An 18,789-nucleotide genomic window follows, 5' to 3' on the forward strand; every position below is an offset into this window, starting at 1 on the left:
CCGTGTGGCTGGCCGCCGAGCCGATCGACATGCGAGCTGGCACCGAGTCGGCGCTCGCGCGCGTCGTGAAGGTGTTCGGCGCCGCGCATCCGCACCACGCTTACTTGTTTGCCAATCGACGCGCCAACCGCATGAAGGTCCTCGTGCACGACGGCATCGGCATCTGGCTGTGCGCACGTCGGCTGAACCAGGGCCGATTCCTCTGGGCCAACGCGAGTCTGGGCACGCAGATAGCGATGACGCGTGAGCAGCTCGACGCGCTTTTGCTCGGATTCCGACGCAGCTGCATAGCCGCATCGACGAGCTGTTGCCGCACCGCTGGCAGGCCTTCGCGCACGGTTGAGCTACTACACTCACTCGTGTGGCAGACAGTCTGTTCATCCCCATCTCGCAACCGCCCACCGACGTCTTGGAGGTTGAGTCGCTCGTCGCCGAGGGGTTCCGCGAACTTGGGAGAGCGCCTCCGCGGTTGTCTCTGCGCAGAAATGATGACGTCCCAGCTACCAGCCTGATGACCTCCTTCCTCATGTTCGAGGGAGAAGGCCCTGACGACTTCTGTTGGGCTTCCATCAGCGAGGCGCCGATAGAGATCACAGAAGATTCCAGTCGACCCTACATGGTCAACGTCACCACCCGCGGCGACTGGATGTTCGGAGGCACCGTTGCTTATGCATTCTGCAAGCGCGAGGGAAGCTGTGTGTTCAACGATTCAGGAGTGCTCGATGGCTCACCTCGATTCGACCCTGATTCGCTGCAAGACGCACTGCTAGCTGATCCGCCCTGACACGGTCAAGATGGTATCGCTGAACGCCTACCCTTTTTCAGGGCGGCTGTGCGTTTTGCTGCCACAAATAAGCACCATTTGCATGATGCTTTCTCGGCAGGGCCTTGCTAGCCGTCCCGCGGATCGATCGCGTCGCTGTCGTACAAGTCCCGTTCGAACTGCGTCATGCCTTGCCGGATTTTTGCGTATCGCCTAGCCGCTGATCGATCCACTTCATTTCTTATGTTGCCCAAGAACTGCGCCTGAGTCCTGAGTTGAATAAATAGCGCTTCGTACTCAGCTGCGGTTTCTCCGACAAGTTGGATGTAATACAAGCGCTCCTTTTTAGCCAGAGCCTCTTTGATAAGAGTGTTGCCGCGGCCTCGTGCGTGCGAGCTCAAGCGCCCACGCATACCGCTACTCCTCGATAGAGAATTCCCTACGTAAAGAGGAGTGATGCCGTCAGGCCAATTCTCAAGCAAGTAGTCATCTTTAACCCCATTGCCCTTGAGCTTCGTGCCCTTTACCGACGGTCGCCCGATCAGATACAGGCCAATTCCTCGTATCGCGTACTTGTAGTCTTTTAGTTCCCGTGGCTCAGTCCAGCGCATTCGTTGCTCCACTGTTGAAAAAGAAACTGCTCGCCTGCAATTTTGGGGCGAGCAGCGCGCGATCAAGGGAATTATCCCCAGTCAGCAATGAATTGGACCACGGAGGCATGAACACGCCGAGTCTCGTCTGGGACGATCGAACATTGGATTGCCGCGCGGCCGAGTTGGCCACCATAGAGATGATGGCGGCGATCATCGGTTTTCCTTCAGCGCGTCGTCGCGCGCTTGGTTGAGTTCGGCCAGCCCCAATATCTACTCGAGGTGGGACGGCTGGCCGCTTACATTGCATGGTCGCCGAAGTACCATGCATCTGTACTCAGTGCTCTGGCGGCAAAAGATGGAACATTTCGACGATCTACCAAAACGTCACAAGAACCATGCAACGGGAAGCAAGGCTGTAGCCGCATTCGAGAAGTTGCTATCGAATTCCAGCGACTTTGTCTTGCAGGCTTCGGATCGAGAGGACTATGGGGCTGACTGTCAGATCGAGGTCGTCGATCGCGAGTGTGCGACCAATGTCAGGATCCATGTCCAGTTGAAGGGAACAGAAGGGGCACCAAACGCGGACGGTTCGATCAGTGTCGAGATCCAACGGTTCAATCTCAACTATCTGCTGGCGCAGCCCTATTCCTTCTTCGTCTGCTATCACGTTCCGACCGATACGCTACGGTTCTGCTTCGCCGATGCCGTATTGCGTCAATACGAGCACAGCGGGAAGAGTTGGACTCAGCAGCAAACGCTCACGGTGGTTTTTTCGGAGACCCTTACTCATGAACGCCTGGAGTCTCTTGCAGCTTTGGCAAGGGCGGGGGCGGCGTCATCTCGAGACGCGCGGATCGCACAAACAATCGCGCGTCCCCAGGATCTGCCTGGCATCGTGAAAGCGATCCGTCCAGACCTGCATGTTCCGGAAAGTGTTGTGCAGGCCGATGCAATGCTTCGAAAGCTGTATCACCGCGATGCGAATGATGTGATCAGCGCCGCATTTGAGAAGTTCGCGGCCGTCCTTCAGGATCATGATGCGATGATCTACTGCTACATGGCCGAGATCAATCTCGGTATGGCGGGATTGAGTTGCAATGTAGCCCGCATCCAGGATGGAATTTCACTTTTTTCGTCCCTGATCGATGCTGGCCGCTTTCAAAAGGGGAGTATTCACTACACCATAGGAAACGGATTTTCCTCACTCGGACGTGAAGAGGAAGCCGCTAAGGCATATGAAACAGCGCTTCAGCACTTGACTCCCGACCAAGACACATCACTGCTCGCGCAGTGCTACAAGAATCTCGGTTCCAGCTACGAGAAGCTTGGTCACGGAGAGAAGGCCGGCGAGTCTTTCCGTGAGGCGCTGCGATACAACCCCCAACTCCCAGAAGCGCATTGCGCCCTAGGACACCATTGCCTTCGAAACGGGGAGTATGAAAAGGCGCTCGCACACTTCGATCAGGTGGTCTTTGCCGAGGGCACGCTTGGAAAACAGACTTCGGTAATGGGTTGGCGAATAAATGTCCTATTCAACCTGGGCGATGCAAGGGCTGCATTTCGTGAAATCAATACGCTGCTCGGCGATGCGGGAAACGAGGCTTGGATTTGGCCATGGTGTGCTCGGCAAGTTGCCAGCTTTGGTCGCTCTGCGCCGGAGAACGCAAAGCTGAGCATCCCGTTCTGGGACCGATATCTGAAGGCGCATCCGGACTGTCCCAGCGGAGCGGGAGAGCGGTTGCTGAGCAAGCTGTACCTCCGGTCGGAAGGCCGAGCAGCAGACATGACCTATCAGGCGTTCAAGACTGAATTCGAGACCGGTATCCGGCATCAGCAGGGCGAGGCCGCCGCCCTCCTGTGGGATCGTCTGGGGCACTGGGCGCAGGAAGACGAAAACTGGGAGGAGGCGCAGCGGTGCTTTCAGATCGCATATGAACTCGCGGGTGGGCACTACGGCTACTGCCTCGGCACGGCGCTGAATGTCCTCGATCGTCCCGAGGAGAGCTTGCCGCTTCTGTTGGCACAAGCTGAGACGATTCAACCGGATGATCTGAGTTGGTGCCAGGTTGCAGTAGCCTATGAGAAATTGGGACGCATTCGCGAGTCAATCGATGCCTACTTGCGGAGCATTGCGCTGAATCCCAACCGCGCATCGGCTTGGTTCGACATGGGCGGCGTGCATTGGAACGCCGGAGAGTCGGAGGAGGCAAGTCGTGTGTGGAGGGCGGCAGTGGGCAGATTTCCAGATCACGAGCTAGCGGTTTTACTCCGCCGCGATTTCCCCTCAGTCCTTCGCTAGCGTAGCCGGAAGGCCACTCTAGAACACTCGAATCTGTATGTTTAGACAGAACCTGGGCCCGGTTTTGGAGGCCTCTGCCGAGGCAGTTCTCACTTAAATCCCGAAAAAACCGCAGATTCGCATTTATTTAAATGCGTTCGCGTTTTTCGACCGCGCTTACACCGCCGCCCACCAGCGCCACCGCACTCGCCGTGTGGTGCGGCGTGGCCGTCGGGCGGCTCATCCATCGCTCGGGCGCCAGCCGGCCGTCGAGGCTGGCGATGGCCGCGCTTTCCAGTGCCTCGTCCACGTTCATCGGCGGCAGCAGGCCGGCGAAGCGGTGCGCGAGCATCGACTTGCCCGAGCCCGGCTCGCCCACCATGAGCAGGCTGTGGCCGCCGGCCGCGGCAATCTCGAGGGCGCGCTTGGCGCCGGTGTGGCCCTTGACGTCGGCCAGGTCGGCATAGCGCGGGGCGCCGTCGCCGGGCGCGGCGCGCACGCGGGTCCAGCCGTCGTCGGTTGCGTCGACGGGCCCGCCGCCGCTGGCGACGAACTGGCGCACCACGTCGAGCAGGTGCTTGGCGCCGTACACCTGCGCGCCGGGCACCAGCGCGGCCTCCTGGGCGCTGTCCAGGGGCAGCACCAGCCGCACGGCCGAGCCCTGGGTGTAGGTGGCCACGGCCATCGCGAGCGCACCGCGCACGGGGCGCAGTTCGCCCGACAGCGACAGCTCGCCGGCGAACTCATGGCCGGCCAGCCGGGCGTTCTCGATCTGCCCGCTGGCCGCGAGGATGCCCAGCGCGATGGGCAGGTCGAAGCGGCCCGAGTCCTTCGGCAGGTCGGCCGGGGCGAGATTCACCACGATCTTCTTGTTGGTCGGAAATTCGAGCCCGGCGTTCTGGATCGCCGAGCGCACGCGCTCGCGCGCCTCCTTGACCTCGGTCTCGGCCAGCCCGACCAGCGTGAAGCTCGGCAGGCCGTTCGCCAGATGCACCTCGACCGTGACGGCGGCGGCCTCCAGGCCGAGCAAGGCGCGGCTTTGCACCAAAGACAGACTCATTTTTCTCCCTCTCCCCAAGTTGGTGCGCCTGCGACGTGCAAGCCCAGGACCGTGCAGCGTGCAAGCGTGTGCAACCGCCGGAAACAGGGCTTGTAACGATTTGGCGCTCATCGCCGGACACCTGCGCCCTCTGGCCGGGGCGGTATTCGTGCAGTTTGGCACGCTCCCTGCTTTGAGGGTGCTCAGGTCCAACAACACACTTGCGAGGAGTTCCCTGATGACGCACCGTACCGCCGCCCAGGCGTTGATCGTTCTGGCCACTGCACTGACCGCCTCGGGCGCCGCCATGGCCCAGGCCGCCGACGCCGCCGCACCGGCGCCCGCGCCCCTGCTCACGGGCAATGTCTCGCTGACCACGAACTACAAGTTCCGCGGCCAGGACCAGGACATGATCGGCAAGAACGACTACGCCAAGACCAAGGGCTTCAAGCCCGCCATCCAGGGCGGTTTCGACTACGCCTTCGGCGACAGCGGCTTCTACGTCGGCAACTGGAACTCCAGCGTCAACTGGCTCAAGGGCAACAGCATCGAGAGCGACCTGTACGGCGGCTACAAGTTCAAGGCCGGCCCGGTCGACATGGACGTCGGTGCGCTCACCTACATCTACCCGGGCAACTCGGTGGGCAACACCACCGAGCTGTACGTGGGCGCCACCTACGCCAACGACAGCTTCGGCTCGTTCACGGCCAAGTACTCGCACACGGTGTCCAAGGACTACTTCGGCTACGCCGGCGCCAAGACGGGCTCGGGCCTGAAGGGCCGCAACACCGGTTACCTGAACCTGGCCTACAGCAAGGAGATCGTGCCCAAGGTCACGCTCAAGGCCGCCGTCGGCTTCACCAACATGTCCAGCGACATCCGCAGCCTGGGCTACAAGAGCTACGTGGACTACAACATCGGTGCCACCTACGACTTCGGCAGCGGCCTGACGCTCACGGGCTCGGTGCAGGGCGCCAACAAGAAGTCCAACTACCAGGTCGTGGCCTACCCGGGCATCGAGATCCCCGACTTCGGCACCTTCGGCACCACCTACTACTCGCCCAACAAGGCACGCTTCATCCTCACGCTGACGAAGACGCTGTAATCGACACAACAACCAGGCGCGGCCCACGTTGCCGCGCCGCCTTTCATCCATCCAGAAGGAGCAACTCATCATGAAGCTGGTCACAGCCATCATCAAACCGTTCAAGCTCGACGAGGTGCGCGAAGCGCTCTCGGCCATCGGCGTGCAGGGCATCACCGTCACGGAAGTGAAGGGCTTCGGTCGCCAGAAGGGCCACACCGAGCTGTACCGCGGCGCCGAGTACGTGGTCGACTTCCTGCCCAAGGTGAAGATCGAGGCGGCCATCTCCGACGAGCTGGTCGACCGCGTGATCGAGGCGGTGGAAGGCGCCGCGCGCACCGGGAAGATCGGCGACGGCAAGATCTTTGTCTACAACCTCGAGCAGGTCGTGCGCATCCGCACCGGCGAAACGGGCCGCGAAGCCCTCTGATCGAGTCCTGGCCCGAAAGAACAACGACTATGAAAAAACTTCTTGTCTCTCTTGCGCTCGGCTTGAGCGTCTTCGTCGCCGGTACTTCGGCGCTGGCCCAGGCACCCGCCGCCACCCCTGAGGCACCGGCTGCATCGGCACCTGCCGCTGCTGCGCCCGCGCCTGCAGCGGCTCCCGCGGCTGCCGCACCCGCAGCCGCCGAGGCCGCACCCGCCGCACCGGCCGCCGCCCCCGCGCCCAAGGTCGACTCCGGCGACACCGCCTGGATGCTCACCTCGACCCTGCTCGTGATCCTGATGACCATTCCCGGCCTGGCGCTGTTCTACGGCGGCCTGGGTCGTTCCAAGAACATGCTGTCGGTGCTGATGCAGGTCTTCGTGATCTTCTCGCTCATCAGCCTGCTGTGGGCCATCTACGGCTACAGCCTGGCCTTCACGGGCGACGGCAACTTCTTCGGAAGCTTCGACAAGATCTTCATGAAGGGCATCACGCAGGAGACCTTCGGCGCGCTGACCACGATCCCCGAATACGTGTTCTTCGCCTTCCAGGGCACCTTCGCGGCCATCACCGTGGCGCTGATCGTCGGCGCCTTTGCAGAACGCGCCAAGTTCTCGGCCGTGCTGCTGTTCTCGGTGATCTGGTTCACCTTCAGCTACGTGCCCATGGCCCACATCGTGTGGGGCGGCGGCCTGCTGGGCAAGGACGGCGCGCTGGACTTCGCCGGCGGCACCGTGGTGCACATCAACGCCGGTATCGCCGGCCTGGTCGGTGCCTACATGGTCGGCAAGCGCGTGGGCTACGGCAAGGAAGCCTTCACGCCGCACTCGCTCACGCTCACCATGGTCGGCGCCTCGCTGCTGTGGGTCGGCTGGTTCGGCTTCAACGCCGGCTCGGCAGGTGCGGCCAACGCCGCCGCCGGCCTGGCCTTCGTGAACACGGTGCTCGCCACCGCCGCCGCGGCCCTGTCGTGGATCCTGGGTGAGAGCCTGCACAAGGGCAAGGCCTCGATGCTGGGCGCCGCATCCGGTGCCGTGGCCGGCCTCGTGGCCGTCACGCCCGCCGCCGGTTTCGTCGGCCCGATGGGCTCGATCGTGATGGGCCTGCTGGCCGGCCTGGTCTGCCTGTGGGGCGTGGGCGGTCTCAAGCGCATGCTCGGCGCGGACGACGCGTTCGACGTGTTCGGCGTGCACGGCGTGGGCGGCATCCTGGGTGCCATCCTGACCGGCGTGTTCGCTGCCAAGGGCCTGGGCGGCACCGGCGGCCTGACCCCCGACACCTTCTCGATGGGCGCGCAGGTCTGGATCCAGGTCAAGAGCGTGCTGTTCACCATCGTGTGGTCCGGTGTGGTTGCGTTCATCGCCTACAAGATCGCCGACCTGACCCTCGGCCTGCGTGTGTCGGAAGAAGAAGAGCGCGAAGGCCTCGACATCTCCTCGCACGGCGAAACGGCTTACAACCGCTGATTCGCACACAGACAGCGGGTGGCCCGGCACGGCGCCGGCCCCCGCTCCTCCAAGACCACCACCACCCTTTTCGATACAAAGAAGAACAACAGCTCCCGGTTTTTTCAGGCGAGTCTCCTTTGGATGTTCAGCCCGCGAGCGCTTCGGCGTCAGCGGGCTTTTTTTTGCCCGCGGCCCGCGTGGCCGGGGGCACAATCGCCCCACCATGTGGACCTCCATCGAAGACAGCCTCTGCGAGCTGGGTGAATCACCGTTCTGGCATCCGCACGAACGCGCGCTCTACTGGCTCGACATCCCGGGCCGCGCCGTGCTGCGCACGCGCGGCGAGATCGGTTCGCCCACGGCCACGGTTGAGCGATGGGCCTTGCCCACCGAGCCCGGCTGCATGGCGCCGGCACGCAGCGGCGGCCTCGTGATCGCGCTGCGCGACGGCATCTACCGGGCCCGCGAGTGGGGCGGCAGCCTCGTCGCGATGGCACGCGCGGAGCACGACGTGCGCACCATGCGCTTCAACGACGGCAAGTGCGACGCGCTCGGCCGCTTCTGGGCCGGCTCGCTTAACGAGGCCAAGGACCGCGCCAACGCCGCGCTCTACTGTTTCGACGCACGGCCGGGGGACGTCTCGCCCACCATCACGTCGATGCTGGAACACGTCACCACCGCCAACGGCCTGGCGTTCTCGCCCGACAACCGCACCCTGTATTGGGCCGACACCGCCGCGCACGTGGTGCGCGCCTGGGACTGGGACGCCGAGGCCAACACGCTGTCGCATGCGCGCGTGTTCCAGCAGTTCGATCCCAAGCCCGCGGGCTGGGTACCCAGCACGCCCACGCACTACGACGGCCGTCCGGACGGCGCCACCGTCGACGCCGCCGGCCACTACTGGGTCGCGATGTTCGAAGGCGCGCAGCTGCTGCGCTTTGCGCCCACGGGCGAGCGCGTGGCGGCCATCGCGGTGCCGGTGCAGTGCCCGACCATGCCCTGCTTCGGCGGCGACGACCTGCGCACCCTGTTCGTCACCAGCGGGCGCAAGGGCCGCCCGGCCGACGAGCTGGTGCAGCGCCCGGCCTCGGGCACCGTGCTCTCGATGCGCGTTGACACGCCGGGCCTGCCGGTGAATTTCTTCGAAGACTGAGTCGGTCCGCTGCCGAGGATGGCTCTGCACCACATCCCCCCGATCCAATGCCTGCTGACCTTCGAGGCCGTCGCGCGCCTGCGGCATGCGGGCCGCGCGGCCGACGAGCTGTGCGTGACGGCCAGCGCCGTGAGCCACCGCATCCGCCAGCTCGAGGCGCACGTGGGCTTCAAGCTCTTCGGGCGCAGCGACTTCAGCCTCACGGCCGATGGCGCGGCCTACCTGGCGAACGTGCGCGTCGGCCTGGCCGCGCTGCAGCAGGCCACGCCCGGCAGCCGTGACGCGGCGCTGCGCGCACCGCGCCTGAGCGTGGCGGTCACGCCCACCTTCAGCCGCCAATTCCTGATGCCGCGGCTGGAGCTCTTTCGCAACATCTACCCCGACATCGAGCTGGCGCTGCATGTGTCGATCCCGCTGCTCGATGTCACGGCCGAGCAGACCGACCTGCAGGTGCGCTACGGCATCGGCGCGTATGCCGATTGCGAGCACCGCCTGCTCATCGCCGAGGACGTGGTGCCCGCCTGCAGCCCGAGCTACCTCAACGAGTTCGGGCCCTTCGACGGCTTTCGCACCGCGGCCGAGATCGCCAGCGCGCGGCTGATCCGCAGCCCGCTCGAGCCCTGGGGCACCTGGTTCGCGAGCTGCGGCATCGACCAGCCCGAGCCGCACCTAGGCGCGCAGTTCAACGACCTGGGCCTGGTCTACGACGCGGCCGCCAGCGGCTTCGGCGTGGCGCTGGTGCGACAGAAACTGGGCGCCGCCTGGTTCGAATCGGGGCGGCTGGTGGCGCTGTCGGAACGCCCCGTGCCCTCGCCGCACCGCCACTACATCTGCTGGCAGCCGGGCACGCTGGAGCGCTGGGAGTGCGCAGCCTTCGTCGACTGGATCGTTCAGACGCTGCACTGACCGACACGCCGGCCCGACAAATTTTTATCAAGGTCCGGGCAAAAAACCTTCAATCCGGACGGCGCGCTTCTCCCTAGAGTGCGGGGCACAACAACAGCCTCCCCGGAGACAACGCATGACCTGGCAGCAGATCTACGACCCGTTCGGCAACATGATCATTTCCACCGCGCTCGCCGCGATCCCGGTGGTGGTGATGCTTGCGTGCCTCGGCTTCTTCCACATCAAGGCCCACATCGCCGCCGGCCTCGGCCTGCTGGCGGCCCTGGCCGTCGCCGTGTTCGCCTACGGCATGCCGGCCGAGATGGCCGGGCGCGCCGCGCTGTTCGGCGGCTTCACGGGCCTGCTGCCGATCGGCTGGATCGTGCTGAACATCATCTTCCTGCAGCAGCTGGCCGAACAGAACGGCAGCTTCAAGGTGCTGCAGGACTCGCTCTCGGGCATCACCGAAGACCGCCGCATCCAGCTGCTGCTGATCGCCTTCTGCTTCGGCGCGTTCTTCGAGGGCGCGGCGGGCTTCGGCACGCCGGTGGCGGTCACGGCCGGCATCCTGATCGGGCTGGGCTTCTCGCCGCTGGCCGCCTCGGGCCTCTCGCTGATCGCCAACACCGCGCCGGTCGCTTTCGGCGCGCTCGGCACGCCGGTGATCACGCTGGCCAAGGTGCACGGCTACGACCTGATGGAAGTCACCGCGATGATCGGCCGGCAGCTGCCGTTCTTCTCGCTGCTGGTGCCGTTCTGGCTGGTCTGGGCCTTCGCCGGACGCAAGGCGATGATGGAAGTGTGGCCGGCCATTCTGGTCACGGGGGTGTCGTTCGCGGTGCCGCAGTACCTGGTGTCGAACTTCATCGGCCCCGAGCTGGTCGACATCATCGCGGCCATCGTGTCGATGGCCAGCCTGGTGCTGTTCCTGCGTGTGTGGCAGCCGAAGAATGTGTGGCGCTCGCCCTCGCTGCGCGGCAAGGACGTGAGCGCGCACGAGGCCAAACCGCCGGCCGCCATCGTCGTGCACAGCCGCGAAGCGCTGGTGCGCGCGTGGATGCCCTGGGTGATCCTCTCGGTGTTCGTCTTCATCTGGGGCCTGCCCTCGGTGAAGACCGCGCTCAACGGCGTCTTCGCGCCCTCGTTCCCGATGGGCGGGCTGCACAACCTGATCGAGAAGATGCCGCCGGTGGTGACGGCGCCCACCAAGGAAGGCGCGGTGTACGTGCTGAACCTGCTGTCGGCCACGGGCACCGGCATTCTCTTGTCGGCGATCGTGAGCGCGCTGTTCATGAAGTACAACCCGATCGAGATCGTGCGCACCTTCTTTCGCACGCTCTGGATGGTGCGCTACTCGCTCATGACCATCGTGCTGATGCTCGCGCTGGGCACGCTCACGCGCTACTCGGGCACCGACACCACGCTGGGCCTGGCCTTCGCCAACACCGGCGTGTTCTATCCCTTCTTCGGCACGCTCATGGGCTGGATCGGCGTGGCCATGACGGGCTCCGACACGGCCTCGAACGTGCTGTTCGGCGGCATGCAGAAGGTCGCGGCCGAGCAGCTCGGCCTGGCGCCTAACCTCATGGGCGCGGCCAACAGCTCGGGCGGCGTGATGGGTAAGATGATCGACGCCCAGTCGATCGTGGTGGCCTCCACCGCCACGCGGTGGTTCAATCACGAAGGCGACATCCTGCGCTACGTGTTCTTCCACTCGATCGCGCTGGCCTCGCTGGTCGGCCTGTACGTGACGCTGCAGGCCTATGTGTGGCCATTCACCCTGATGGTCGTCCGCTGAAAGTTGTTCCCGCCATGAATGCTCCCGTCACGACCGACCAGCACACGCAGCTGTCGAAGGCGGAGCGCCAGGCGCAGGTGGTGCGGGCGCTGCAGGCGCACCTGCCCGCGCATGCGCTCATCTGGCACGCCGAAGACACCACGCCCTACGAGTGCGACGGCCTCACGGCCTACCGCCAGCGCCCGCTGGTGGTGGCCCTGCCCGAGACCGAGGCGCAGGTGGCCGCCGTGCTGCGCGCCTGCCATGCGCTGGCCGTGCCCGTGGTGGCGCGCGGCGCCGGCACGGGTCTCTCGGGCGGCGCCATGCCGCACGCGCTGGGCGTGACGCTGTCGCTGGCCAAGTTCAACCGCATCCTGAAGGTCGACCCCGTGAGCCGCACGGCCGTCGTGCAGTGCGGCGTGCGCAACCTCGCCATCAGCGAGGCCGCCGCGCCTTTCAACCTGTACTACGCGCCCGACCCGTCGAGCCAGATTGCCTGCACCATCGGCGGCAACGTGGCCGAGAACTCGGGCGGCGTGCACTGCCTGAAGTACGGCCTCACGCTGCACAACGTGCTGCGCGTGCGCGGCTTCACGGCCGAGGGCGAAGCGATCGAGTTCGGCGGCGAGGCGCTCGATGCGCCGGGGCTCGACCTGCTCGCGCTGGCCATCGGCAGCGAAGGCATGCTGGCCGTGACCACCGAGGTCACGGTCAAGCTCGTGCCCAAGCCGCAGCTGGCGCGCTGCATCATGGCCAGCTTCGACGACGTGCGCAAAGCCGGCGACGCGGTCGCGGCGGTGATCGCGGCGGGCATCATCCCGGCGGGCCTGGAGATGATGGACAAGCCCATGACCGCCGCCGTCGAAGACTTCGTGCATGCGGGCTACGACCTCGACGCCGCCGCCATCCTGCTGTGCGAATCGGACGGCACGCCCGAAGAGGTCGAAGAAGAAATCGGCCGCATGACCGACGTGCTGCGCGGTTGCGGCGCCACCGCCATCGCCGTGAGCACGAGCGAAGACGAGCGCATGAAATTCTGGAGCGGCCGCAAGAACGCCTTTCCGGCGTCGGGCCGCATCAGCCCCGACTACATGTGCCTGGATTCGACCATCCCGCGCAAGCGGCTCGCCGACATCCTGCTGGCGATCCAGGAGATGGAGAAAAAATACAACCTGCGCTGCTGCAACGTGTTCCACGCGGGCGACGGCAACCTGCACCCGCTGGTGCTGTTCGATGCCAACGACCCCGACGAGCTGCACCGCTGCGAGCTGTTCGGCGCCGACATCCTCGAGACCAGCGTCGCCATGGGCGGCACCGTCTCGGGCGAGCATGGCGTGGGCGTGGAAAAACTCAACAGCATGTGCGTGCAGTTCACCGCGGCCGAGAACGAGCAGATGTTCGGCATCAAGCGCGCCTTCGACCCCGCCGGGCTGCTCAACCCCGGCAAGGTGATTCCCACGCTGCAGCGCTGCGCCGAGTACGGCAAGGAAGTGGTGCGCGGCGGCCGGCTGGCGCATCCCGACCTGCCGAGATTCTGAGAGCTTCAATGAACACGGATACCGCCCTCCAGCAGGTCGTCGAGCGCGTGCGTGCCGCCGCGGCCGATGCCACGCCGCTGCGCCCGCGCGGCGGCGGCACCAAGGATTTCTACGGCCAGCCGCCGCGCGGCGAGCTGCTCGATTTACGCGCGCTCAGCGGCATCACGAGCTACGAACCGAGCGAGCTGGTCGTCACCGTGCGTGCCGGCACGCCGCTGGCCGAGCTCGAGGCCGCGCTCGCCGAACAAGGCCAGTGCCTGCCCTTCGAGCCGCCGTGCTTCGATGCCGGCGGAACAGTGGGCGGCATGGTCGCCGCCGGCCTCAGCGGCCCGTCGCGCGCCAGCGTGGGCGCGGTGCGCGACTACGTGCTCGGCACCACGCTCGTCAACGGCCGCGCCGAGGTGCTGAGCTTCGGCGGCCAGGTGATGAAGAACGTCGCCGGCTACGACGTCTCGCGCGTGCTGGCGGGCTCGCTCGGCACGCTGGGCGTGATCGCCGAAGTGAGCCTCAAGGTGCTGCCCGTGGCGCCCGCCGAGGCCACGCTCGCCTTCGCCTGCAGCCAGGCCGATGCGCTGCGCCTGCTCAACGAGTGGGGCGGACGCCCGCTGCCGCTGAACGCGAGCAGCTGGTTCGAACACGCGCCCGGCGCGGGCGTGCTGCGCCTGCGGCTGCGCGGCGCCGTGGCGGCCGTCGAAGCCGCCTGCGCGCAGCTCGGCGGCGAGCGCCAGGACCCGGTGCGCGCGGCCGCCGGCTGGGCCGCGCTGCGCGACCAGCGCATGCCGTGGTTCGCACTCGACGAAGCCGGGTTGCTGGCGCTGTGGCGGCTGTCGGTGCCGCAGACCGCGCCGGTGATCGCCATCGACGGCTGCGCCGCGCCGCTGGTCGAATGGCACGGCGGGCAGCGCTGGTACCTCGCGCCGCCCGCGCAGGCGGCGCGCCTGCGCGAAGCCGCGCGTGCCGCCGGTGGCCACGCGACGCTGTTCCGTGTGCCCGCGGCTCAATCAGCTGATTGCGACGTGCCGCGCTTCGACGCACTGAGCGCGCCGGTGGCACGCATCCATCGCGCGCTGATGCAGGAGTTCGACCCGCACGGGGTCTTCGACCGCGGCCGGCTCTTCGCAGGCGACCAATAAGAAAAGAAACGACACCCCCGCGATGCAAACCGAACTAGCCCCCGAATTCCGCGACACCGACGCGGGCCGCGAAGCCGAAGCCATCCTGCGCAAGTGCGTGCACTGCGGCTTCTGCACCGCCACCTGCCCGACCTACCAGCTGCTCGGCGACGAGCTCGACGGGCCACGCGGGCGCATCTACCTCATCAAGCAGGTGCTCGAAGGCCACGCGCCCACGCGCAGCACGCAGCTGCACCTCGACCGCTGCCTCACCTGCCGCAATTGCGAAAGCACCTGCCCGAGCGGCGTGCAGTACGGGAACCTGGTCGACATCGGCCGCAAGATCGTCGACGAAAAAGTGCCGCGCCCCGCCATGGAGTCGGCCACGCGCTGGCTGCTGAAGGAAGCGCTGCCGTCGCCGCTGTTCGGCCCCGCGATGGCGCTGGGCCAGTCGGTGCGCGGCCTGCTGCCCGAAGCACTGAAGGCCAAGGTGCCCGCCCAGCAGGACGCCGGCCGCTGGCCCACCGCCACGCATGCGCGCAAGGTGCTGATGCTCGCGGGCTGCGTGCAGCCGTCGATGGCGCCGAACATCAACAGCGCGACCGCACGCGTGCTCGACGCCGCCGGTATTCAAGCGGTGATTGCGCCCAAGGCGGGCTGCTGCGGCGCCGTGAAGTTCCACCTCAACGACCAGGACGGCGGCAAGGCGCAGATGCGCGTCAACATCGACGCATGGTGGCCCTTTGTCGAACACAACGAGGTCGAGGCGATCGTGATGAACGCTTCGGGCTGCGGCGTCACCGTGCGCGAGTACGGCCACCTGCTGCAGCACGACGCGGCCTATGCCGCCAAGGCCGCACGCATCAGCGCGCTCACGCGCGACCTGAGCGAGCTGCTGCCCGAGCTCGTGCCCGCGCTGCAGGGCCGCGTGTGCGCACCCGAAGGTGTGGTCGCCTACCACCCGCCGTGCACGCTGCAGCATGGCCAGAAGCTGCGCGGCGGTGTCGAGACGCACCTGCGCGCGCTCGGCTTTGATGTGCGCGTGGCGATGAACGAATCGCACCTGTGCTGCGGCTCGGCCGGCACCTACTCGGTGCTGCAGCCCGAGCTGGCCTACCCGCTGCGCGACCGCAAGCTCGGCCACCTGAAGCAGCTGCAGCCCACCACCATCGCCTCGGCCAACATCGGCTGCATCACGCACCTGCAAAGCGGCAGCGGCGACACGCCCGTGCGGCACTGGGTCGAGCTGCTCGACGCGGCGCTGCAGACGCCCGCAGGGTAGGGCGCGCGCGCACGGCAGGGTACGTTGCCGTCCGACGTGCGCACCACGCGTCGGGGCGCATCATGGCGAACCGAAGACGCTGCAAGGAGTTCGTGCCATGTCTTTCGTTTCTGCTTTTTCGCTGCGCCGCGCATTGCTGGCCGCCGCCTGCATCGCAGGCACCGTCGCCGCGCAGGCACAGCAGCCGCCCTCGGCCCTGCCGCCCTGGCAGGGCATCGGCGCCACGCGCTATGTGTGCGGGGGCATCGGCTCCGACGAGTCGAACGCCATGCGCGCCGCCATGAAGAACCACCCGCTGTCGCTGCTGTTCGCGCGCGCCGACGGCGCCTACCTGGCCAACCTGAATGTCGCGATCAAGGGCGGCGACGCGAACTCGTCCGCCGCCATGGCCTTCACCGCCACCGGCCCGGTGTGCCTCATCGACGTGCCGGCGGGGCGCTATGTGATCGACGTGAGCACGTCGACGGGCGAAACCAAGAGCCAGACCGTGACGGTCGGCGGCGCGCCGAAGAGCGCCGATTTCCGCTTCTGAATTCAGCCGGCGGCCAGCGCCGCCTCGATGTCGCGCGTGAGCGAAGCCGGCGTGTCCAGCGGCGCATAGCGCTTGAGCACCGCGCCGTCGCGCCCGACCAGGAACTTGGTGAAGTTCCACTTGATGGCCGTGCTGCCCAGCAGGCCCGGCTTTTCCTTGGTGAGCCACTGGTACAGCGGCAGCGCGTTGCTGCCGTTGACGTCGATCTTCTCCATCATCGGGAAGCTCACGCCGTAGTTGGTCATGCAGAAGGCGCCGATTTCCTCGTTGGTGCCCGGGTCCTGCCCGCCGAACTGGTTGGAGGGAAAGCCCAGCACCGCGAGGCCCTGGCCGGCGTACTTTTCGTGCAGCGCTTCCAGGCCTTCGAACTGCGGCGTGAAGCCGCAATTGCTCGCCGTGTTGACGATCAGCAGCACCTTGCCGCGGAAGGTCGAGAGCTTCACCGGCTTGCCGTCGATGCGGGTGGCCTGGAAGTCGTAGACGCTGGTCATGGAGAGAGCTCCTCAGGTGGACGCGGAAACGCCATCATCGCGCGCGGGCGGGGTTCGCGCAAACGCCGACCACACCGCGCCCAGCACGATCAGCGCGCCGCCGACCAGGATGCGCGAGTTCATGGTGGACGCGCCCAGCGCCACCGACGAGACACTGGCGAACAGCACTTCCGACAGCATGATCACCGAGGTCGCGCTGGCCGCCAGCTTCGGCGCGCCGTACTGCAGGCACACGTTGGCGACGATGAAGCCCGTGCCCAGCAGCGCGGCCCAGCCCAGCCAGCCCGGCGAGGCGAGCAGCGGTGAATCGATGCCGCCGAACGCGGTGCCGCTCACCGCGCCGACGCCCGCCACCACCGTGCAGCCCCAGAACATGGCCAGCGCGCGCGACTCGCCCGGCGCATGCCGCAGGTGGCGCAGCACGATGTTGGTCACGGCAAAGCCGAAGCCCGCCGCCACGCCCAGCCAGTCGGGCAGGCTCGAGGGCACCGGCCAGTCGGTGCCCGGCGCCTTCAGCACCACCACCACGCCGGTGAGCGCCAGCGCCACGCGCATCAGCGCGCCGCCCGTGGGCCGTTCGCCCAGCAGCAGCCAGGCCAGCAGCACGCTCCACAGCGGCATCAGATAGAACAGCAGCACCACGCGCACCACGTCGCCCTGCGTCACGGCCCAGTTGAAACCCACGTTGGTGAAGCCCGCCGCCAGGCCCAGAGCCACCAGCATCGGGAACGCGGCAAAGGCCTTCCAGGCGTGCCGGCGCACGAGGCCCATCGCCGTGGCGATGACGAGGTAGATCAGGCAGGTGGTCCACAGCGGATGCAGGCCGTGGCTGGCGATCTGGCGGAACGGAATCCACGAAACGCCCCACACGAAGGCGTTGAACATCAGGGCGAGGGCGGGCATGGGGCGTTGGAGTGGGGGCGCTCGGCGCGCCGGCCATTGCACCAACGCGGTCGCGCGAAATCAGTGGTGCTTGTCGCTGCGGGCGATCGCGAGGAGGTGCTCGACTTCCTCAGGATACTTCTTGAGGTTGTTCTCGTGCCAGCGCTTGATGATCCACATGCAGCCCGCCACCACGAGGCCGAAGGCGCTGATGGCACCGTAGGCCGACAGGCCCAGGCCCGTGCACACGCTGTAGAAGCCGCCCAGCAGAAGGATGCAGGCCTGCTCGTTGAAGTTCTGAACGGCGATGGAGCGGCCCGCGCCCATCAGGTTGTGGCCGCGGTGCTGCAGCAGCGCGTTCATCGGCACCACCAGGAAGCCGCCCAGGCCGCCCAGGATGATCAGGAACGGCACCGCCAGCCAGACGTTGCCGATGAAGTTCATGCAGATCACCATGAGGCCCATCGCGATGCCCATGGGGATCACGCGCGTGGCCATGTCCAGCCGCATGTACATCGAGGCCACGATGGCGCCCACCGCGGTGCCGATGGTCACCACGCCGGTCAGCGCCGAGGCCTGGGTGGTGTTGTATTCGAGCGCCACGGCGGCCCAGGCCAGCACGATGTACTTGAGGTTGCCGCCCGCGCCCCAGAACAGCGTGGTGGTCGCCAGCGAGATCTGGCCCAGCCGGTCGCGCCACAGGCGGGCGTTGCAATGCCAGAAGTCGGGCAGCAGGCCGGCCAGGTTGCGCACCATGCTCTGCTCGGGGTTGGAGCGCAGCGGGCGCATCTCGACGCCGGTGTGCGGGATGCGGGTGTTGAACCAGGCCGCGAGCACGTAGACGAAGATCAGCACCGCAATGGCGGCTTCGGCCGGCGAGTCGATGCCGGTGTCGATGAACGGCAGGTCGATGAGCAGCAGCTGGCTGGACACCGCATGGCCCACCAGCATGCCGCCGAGCACGATGCCCAGCAGGATCGAGGCGATGGTCAGCCCTTCGATCCAGCCGTTGGCCTTGACCAGCTGCGACGACGGCAGCAGCTCGGTGAGGATGCCGTACTTGGCCGGGGAGTAGGCCGCCGCGCCCAGGCCGACGATGGAATACGACAGCAGCGGGTGCGAACCGAACAGCATCATCAGGCAGCCCACGACCTTGATCGCGTTGCTGATGAACATCACCTTGCCCTTGGGCAGCGCGTCGGCAAAGGCACCCACCAGCGGGGCCAGCACCACATAGAAGACCGCGAAGATCGGCACCAGGGCGGCCCGCTGCCATTCGGGGGCGCCCGAACTTCGCATGAGATCGACGGCAACGACGAAAAGCGCTTGGTCGGCCAGCGACGAAAAGAACTGGGCCGACATGATCGTGTAAAAACCGCGCTTCATCGATGGGCTGGCTGGCCAGAGGGTCTGCTGGCGGTAGTGAAAAAGTGTCGCGTCAGGCGCGAATGGGCGGTTATAGCATGGGGGTACGACGCGAATTCAGGCATCCCCACGGGATTCGA

18 protein-coding genes and 1 pseudogene are annotated in these 18,789 nt (G+C 66.3%); 13 read left to right on the plus strand and 6 right to left on the minus strand.

Annotation, left to right across the window (positions count from 1 at the left end):
* Nucleotides 1–2 precede the first annotated feature (2 nt).
* Both tnpB and AC57B8_RS10795 read left to right on the plus strand, forming a co-directional pair.
* Complete coding sequence (tnpB, locus tag AC57B8_RS10790; RefSeq protein WP_496479858.1) at nt 3–512, plus strand: IS66 family insertion sequence element accessory protein TnpB; 510 nt, start codon at nt 3–5, stop codon at nt 510–512.
* A complete protein-coding gene (locus AC57B8_RS10795; RefSeq protein ID WP_496479604.1) occupies nt 512–784 on the plus strand; it encodes a hypothetical protein in 273 nt (90 codons plus the stop codon). The genes tnpB and AC57B8_RS10795 overlap by 1 nt, the downstream gene beginning before the upstream one ends.
* Nucleotides 785–891: 107 nt before the next feature.
* Here AC57B8_RS10795 and AC57B8_RS10800 read toward each other — a convergent pair whose 3' ends face one another.
* Both AC57B8_RS10800 and AC57B8_RS10805 read right to left on the minus strand, forming a co-directional pair.
* Nucleotides 892–1,374 carry a hypothetical protein gene (locus AC57B8_RS10800; protein ID WP_496479605.1) on the minus strand — a complete coding sequence of 161 codons (483 nt, stop codon included), beginning with the start codon at nt 1,372–1,374 and terminating at the stop codon, nt 892–894.
* Complete coding sequence (locus AC57B8_RS10805; RefSeq protein ID WP_496479606.1) at nt 1,361–1,570, minus strand: hypothetical protein; 210 nt, start codon at nt 1,568–1,570, stop codon at nt 1,361–1,363. The genes AC57B8_RS10800 and AC57B8_RS10805 overlap by 14 nt, the downstream gene beginning before the upstream one ends.
* A 141-nt stretch (nt 1,571–1,711) precedes the next feature.
* Between AC57B8_RS10805 and AC57B8_RS10810 the strand changes: the two genes are divergently transcribed.
* Nucleotides 1,712–3,655, plus strand: a complete 1,944-nt coding sequence (locus tag AC57B8_RS10810) for a DUF4365 domain-containing protein (RefSeq protein WP_496479607.1) — start codon at nt 1,712–1,714, stop codon at nt 3,653–3,655.
* Between the two features lie 160 nt (nt 3,656–3,815).
* Here the strand turns inward: AC57B8_RS10810 and AC57B8_RS10815 are convergent.
* Nucleotides 3,816–4,694: pseudogene (locus AC57B8_RS10815) on the minus strand (YifB family Mg chelatase-like AAA ATPase); the annotation flags it as partial.
* A gap of 217 nt (nt 4,695–4,911) precedes the next feature.
* On the opposite strand from AC57B8_RS10815, the gene AC57B8_RS10820 reads away from it, so the two are divergent.
* The 10 genes from AC57B8_RS10820 (at nt 4,912) to AC57B8_RS10865 (ending at nt 15,911) form a co-directional block, all read left to right on the plus strand.
* Nucleotides 4,912–5,778 carry a TorF family putative porin gene (locus tag AC57B8_RS10820; RefSeq protein ID WP_095949830.1) on the plus strand — a complete coding sequence of 289 codons (867 nt, stop codon included), beginning with the start codon at nt 4,912–4,914 and terminating at the stop codon, nt 5,776–5,778.
* Between the two features lie 70 nt (nt 5,779–5,848).
* On the plus strand, nt 5,849–6,187 hold the full coding sequence (glnK, locus tag AC57B8_RS10825; protein ID WP_056583732.1) for a P-II family nitrogen regulator: 339 nt from the start codon (nt 5,849–5,851) through the stop codon (nt 6,185–6,187).
* Nucleotides 6,188–6,216: 29 nt separating this feature from the next.
* On the plus strand, nt 6,217–7,650 hold the full coding sequence (locus AC57B8_RS10830; protein WP_496479608.1) for an ammonium transporter: 1,434 nt from the start codon (nt 6,217–6,219) through the stop codon (nt 7,648–7,650).
* Nucleotides 7,651–7,855: 205 nt separating this feature from the next.
* Nucleotides 7,856–8,785, plus strand: a complete 930-nt coding sequence (locus AC57B8_RS10835) for an SMP-30/gluconolactonase/LRE family protein (RefSeq protein WP_307589546.1) — start codon at nt 7,856–7,858, stop codon at nt 8,783–8,785.
* Between the two features lie 18 nt (nt 8,786–8,803).
* Nucleotides 8,804–9,691, plus strand: coding sequence for a LysR substrate-binding domain-containing protein (locus AC57B8_RS10840; RefSeq protein WP_062482020.1), 888 nt, complete (start codon nt 8,804–8,806; stop codon nt 9,689–9,691).
* 115 nt (nt 9,692–9,806) lie between these two features.
* Nucleotides 9,807–11,468: an L-lactate permease gene (locus tag AC57B8_RS10845; protein ID WP_496479609.1), complete on the plus strand. Its 1,662-nt coding sequence runs from the start codon at nt 9,807–9,809 to the stop codon at nt 11,466–11,468.
* A gap of 14 nt (nt 11,469–11,482) precedes the next feature.
* On the plus strand, nt 11,483–12,985 hold the full coding sequence (locus AC57B8_RS10850; RefSeq protein WP_495267918.1) for an FAD-linked oxidase C-terminal domain-containing protein: 1,503 nt from the start codon (nt 11,483–11,485) through the stop codon (nt 12,983–12,985).
* Nucleotides 12,986–12,993: 8 nt separating this feature from the next.
* Entirely contained in the window at nt 12,994–14,118 is a 1,125-nt protein-coding gene (gene glcE, locus AC57B8_RS10855; protein WP_496479610.1) for a glycolate oxidase subunit GlcE, read from the plus strand.
* Nucleotides 14,119–14,140: 22 nt separating this feature from the next.
* Nucleotides 14,141–15,379 carry a glycolate oxidase subunit GlcF gene (gene glcF, locus AC57B8_RS10860; RefSeq protein WP_496479611.1) on the plus strand — a complete coding sequence of 413 codons (1,239 nt, stop codon included), beginning with the start codon at nt 14,141–14,143 and terminating at the stop codon, nt 15,377–15,379.
* 97 nt (nt 15,380–15,476) lie between these two features.
* Entirely contained in the window at nt 15,477–15,911 is a 435-nt protein-coding gene (locus AC57B8_RS10865; protein WP_496479612.1) for a carboxypeptidase regulatory-like domain-containing protein, read from the plus strand.
* Nucleotides 15,912–15,913: 2 nt separating this feature from the next.
* Here AC57B8_RS10865 and AC57B8_RS10870 read toward each other — a convergent pair whose 3' ends face one another.
* Genes AC57B8_RS10870 through lplT form a run of 3 tightly spaced genes read right to left on the minus strand, consistent with a single transcriptional unit; the run spans nt 15,914 to nt 18,670 of the window.
* Entirely contained in the window at nt 15,914–16,402 is a 489-nt protein-coding gene (locus AC57B8_RS10870) for a glutathione peroxidase (RefSeq protein WP_070063522.1), read from the minus strand.
* A 12-nt stretch (nt 16,403–16,414) separates the two neighbouring features.
* Entirely contained in the window at nt 16,415–17,305 is an 891-nt protein-coding gene (locus AC57B8_RS10875) for a DMT family transporter (RefSeq protein ID WP_062476897.1), read from the minus strand.
* 60 nt (nt 17,306–17,365) lie between these two features.
* Entirely contained in the window at nt 17,366–18,670 is a 1,305-nt protein-coding gene (gene lplT, locus AC57B8_RS10880; RefSeq protein WP_062476894.1) for a lysophospholipid transporter LplT, read from the minus strand.
* Nucleotides 18,671–18,789: the final 119 nt, after the last annotated feature.

Source organism: Variovorax sp. BGA-UO-ETr-C22, assembly GCF_059567965.1.